This is a genomic window from Protofrankia sp. Cr1 (assembly GCF_963555865.1).
Taxonomy (GTDB): Bacteria; Actinomycetota; Actinomycetes; order Frankiales; family Frankiaceae; genus Protofrankia.
On sequence record NZ_CAUVXO010000360.1, the window covers coordinates 1 to 3,511 of the forward strand.

The 3,511-nt window shown below is 73.4% G+C and carries 2 protein-coding genes and 1 pseudogene; all 3 read right to left on the reverse strand.

Translation table 11 applies throughout. The annotated features are described in order from the left end of the window. Positions 1-1,579, reverse strand: a pseudogene (gene recN, locus U9980_RS21270) (DNA repair protein RecN); the annotation flags it as partial. A 57-nt stretch (positions 1,580-1,636) separates the two neighbouring features. Next, on the reverse strand, positions 1,637-2,524 hold the full coding sequence (locus tag U9980_RS21275; RefSeq protein WP_322769538.1) for an NAD kinase: 888 nt from the start codon (positions 2,522-2,524) through the stop codon (positions 1,637-1,639). Then, positions 2,521-3,429, reverse strand: a complete 909-nt coding sequence (locus U9980_RS21280) for a TlyA family RNA methyltransferase (RefSeq protein ID WP_322769542.1) — start codon at positions 3,427-3,429, stop codon at positions 2,521-2,523. Before U9980_RS21280 ends, U9980_RS21275 begins: the two co-directional genes overlap by 4 nt. Between the last annotated feature and the right edge of the window lie 82 nt (positions 3,430-3,511).

A 3,511-nucleotide genomic window follows, 5' to 3' on the forward strand; every position in this document is an offset into this window, starting at 1 on the left:
GCCTTGCGCACCACCAGATGCCGGTCGGCGAAGGCCGCGACCTGCGGTAGATGCGTGATGCAGATCACCTGATGGGTCCGGGCGAGCCGGGCCAGGCGCCGGCCGACCTCGACCGCGGCCCGCCCGCCGACGCCCGCGTCCACCTCGTCGAAGACCATGGTCGTCGTCGTGTCCGCGGCGGCCAGCACAACCTCGATGGCGAGCATGATCCGTGACAGCTCGCCGCCGGACGCCCCCTTGTGCACCGGGCGGGCCGGTGCCCCGGGGTGCGGCACCAGGCGCAGCTCCACCTCGTCGACCCCGGCCGGCCCGTAGGCGAGCAGCCGGCCGTCCACGGGTATCCCTGCGGGGTCGGCGCGTTGGAGACGACCGCCTCGACCCGCGCTCTGGGCATCGCCAGGCCCGCGAGCTCGGCGGCCACCGCCGCGGCGAACCTGTCGGCGGCGGCCCGGCGCGCCTTGCTGATCTCGGTGGCACACTCGCCGAGATCAGCCACCAGGGCGTCGCGTTCGGATGTCAGCGCCCCGGACCGGTCCGCGTCCGAGTCGAGCTCAAGCAGGCGGCGCCCGGCCTTCTCGGCCCACGCCAGCACCCCGGCCAGGTCCGTGCCGTGCACGCGGGCGAGTCCTGCCAGAGCTGCCTTGCGCGACTGTGCGACGGCAAGCCGGCCGGGGTCGGACTCGATGCCGGCCGCGTAGGAGGCGAGGTCCGCGGCGACGTCGGCGAGCAGCATCCCGACCTCGTGCAGGCGGTCGGACAGAGCGGACAGGTCCGGGTCAAGGGACGCCTGCACGGCGACCATCCGATTGGCGGTGCCCAGCAGATCGGCGGCACCGGGCGCGCCGTCGCCGACCGCGGGGTCGCTCACCAGCACCGCGTGGGCGCTGCTGGCGGCCTGCACCAACGTCTCGGCGTGGTCCAACCGGCGCAGCTCGGTGTCCAGCGCCGTGTCCTCACCGGGATGGGGATCCACCCGTTCGATCTCGGCCAGCCCGCTACGCAGAAGCTCCGCCTCCACCGAGCGTTCCCGGGCCCGTTCGGTGATCTCGGCGAGCTGGGCTGCGACCGTGCGCAGCCGCGCACGGGCGACCGTGTAGGCCGCCAGCGGCCGCGCGACCGCGACGCCCGCGAACCGGTCGAGGGCACTGCGCTGCTCACCGGCCCGCAACAGCCGTTGCTGGTCGGATTGGCCGTGCACCGCGATCAACCCGTCGGTGATCTCGGCGAGGAGGCTGGCCGGGACCGACCGGCCGCCGACGTGTGCACGGGAGCGACCCTCCGCGGTCACGGTCCGCCCGATGAGCAGACCGTCGTCATCGCACTCGCCGCCCGCATCCCGGACACGTTCGGCCACCGGGCCGTCAGTCGGAGTGACCAGCCGTCCGTCGACGAAGGCCCGACCAACGCCGGGACGCACCAAGCCGGCGTCCGCACGCCCGCCGGTGAGAAGCCCGAGCCCCTGGACAATCATGGTCTTGCCGGCGCCGGTCTCGCCGCTGACCACGGTGAGACCGGGCGCAAGCTCGAGCACGGCGTCGTCGATGACCCCGAGGCCGCGAATGCGAATTTCCTCGAGCACAGACGTGACTCTATGGCGCGTCCCGCCCGCGTTGGCGGGCGCACCGCCTTTTGCCGGTCAGCGGCCCGTCCGACCCCGCCAACCCGTCACCGGCAGGTCGAACTTGGCGACCAGCCGGTCGGTGAACGGCCGCGGGTGCACCACGGCGAGCCGCACCGGACGGCGTCCGCGCGTCACCTCGACCAGGGAGTGCTCGGCGACCTCCACCGAGCGCCGCCCGTCGCAGGACAGCACGGCCGGGGTCGAGGGCAGCACCTCGATGGCGACCGACGATGTGGGAGCCAGTACCAGGGGCCGGGCGAACAGGGCGTGGGCGCTGATCGGCGCGACCAGCAGGGCCTCGACACCCGGCCACATGACCGGGCCGCCGACCGAGAACGCGTACGCCGTCGATCCGGTCGGAGTCGAACAGATCATGCCGTCGCAGCCCCATCGCGACAGCGGGCGGTTGTCGACCTCGACGACGCACTCCAGCATCCGGGACCGGTCGACCTTCTCCAGCGACACCTCGTTGAGAGCCCAGCCACGGTAGGTCAACTCACCTCGGTGGCGGACCGTCACGTCGACGGTCATCCGCTCCTCGACCTGGTAGTCCTTGCGGACGACGTGGTCGATCGTGGACTCCAGCGCGTCCGGTTCGGCCTCGGCGAGAAAGCCGACATGGCCGAGGTTGACGCCGAGCAGCGGGGCATCGGCGTTGCGGGCAAGCTCCGCGCCGCGTAGCAGGCTGCCGTCCCCGCCGAGGACGAGGACCAGCTCGACCCCGAGTGCCGCGGCCTCATCCGGTGGGACGACGTTGTCACAGCGCAGGTCGAGCAGGTCGGCCTCGTCCCGCAGCACCCGCGGCGCAACTCCGGCGGCGACGAACTGGTCCAGGACGCGCTGGGCGACCTCGCGCACCACCGAACGGCGGGGATGGGTCACGACCAGGACTTCCCGGCTCATCCGCGGACCTCTCCCGACTGGCCGGCGATATCCGACTGGCTGGAGATGTTCGACCGGCCGCCACTGTCGGGTACGCCGGCGGGACCGGCTGGACCAGCGGCGACCGCGGCGGCGACCGCCTCGGCGAGCCGCGGCTCGGCCATGCACGGCGCATCCCCGGCAAGCCACAGCAGGTACTCGACGTTGCCCGCGGGGCCAGGCAGCGGACTCGCGACAACCCCGCGAACGCCGAGGGAGAGCCGGGCCCCGGCCGCGGCCACCTCCCGCACCGCCGATGCGTGCAGGGCCACGTCCCGCACGACCCCACCCGGCCCGAGTCCGTCGCGCCCCACCTCGAACTGCGGCTTGACCAGGACGACGAAATCCGCCGCCGGCCGGGCACACGCCCGCAGGGCGGGCAGCACCAGCCGCAGAGAGATGAACGACAGATCGGCCACCACCAGGTCGACCGGCCCGCCGATCTGTTCGGCGGTGAGATAGCGGACGTTGGTGCGCTCCAGCACCACGACCCGTGGATCGGTCCGCAGCTGCCACGCCAGCTGGCCGTAGCCGACGTCCACCGCGACGACCTCACCGGCGTCGTGGCGCAGCAGCACATCGGTGAAACCGCCGGTGGACGCCCCGGCGTCCAGACACCGGCGTCCGCTCACCCGCAGCGGTGGCTGGCTCCCGGCGAAGGTCGACAGTGCCGCCAGCAGTTTGTGGGCGCCGCGCGACGCGTACCCGGGGTCGTCCCCGGTAATGATCGCAATGGGGGTGGTGTCATCCACGACCGTCGCGGGCTTGGTCGCCGGACGTCCGCTGACCCGGACCCGTCCGCCGGCGATCGCTTCGCTGGCCTGCTCGCGGGAGCGAACCATGCCTCGCCGAACGAGTTCACGGTCCAGCCGCGTCCTGCGGACCACGACAGCGCGCTTCGTGCCGGTCACGCCCGCGGCCGGCCGGGCGCGTCGGCCGGCCGCGACGGGGTGACCGGACCTGGCGGGG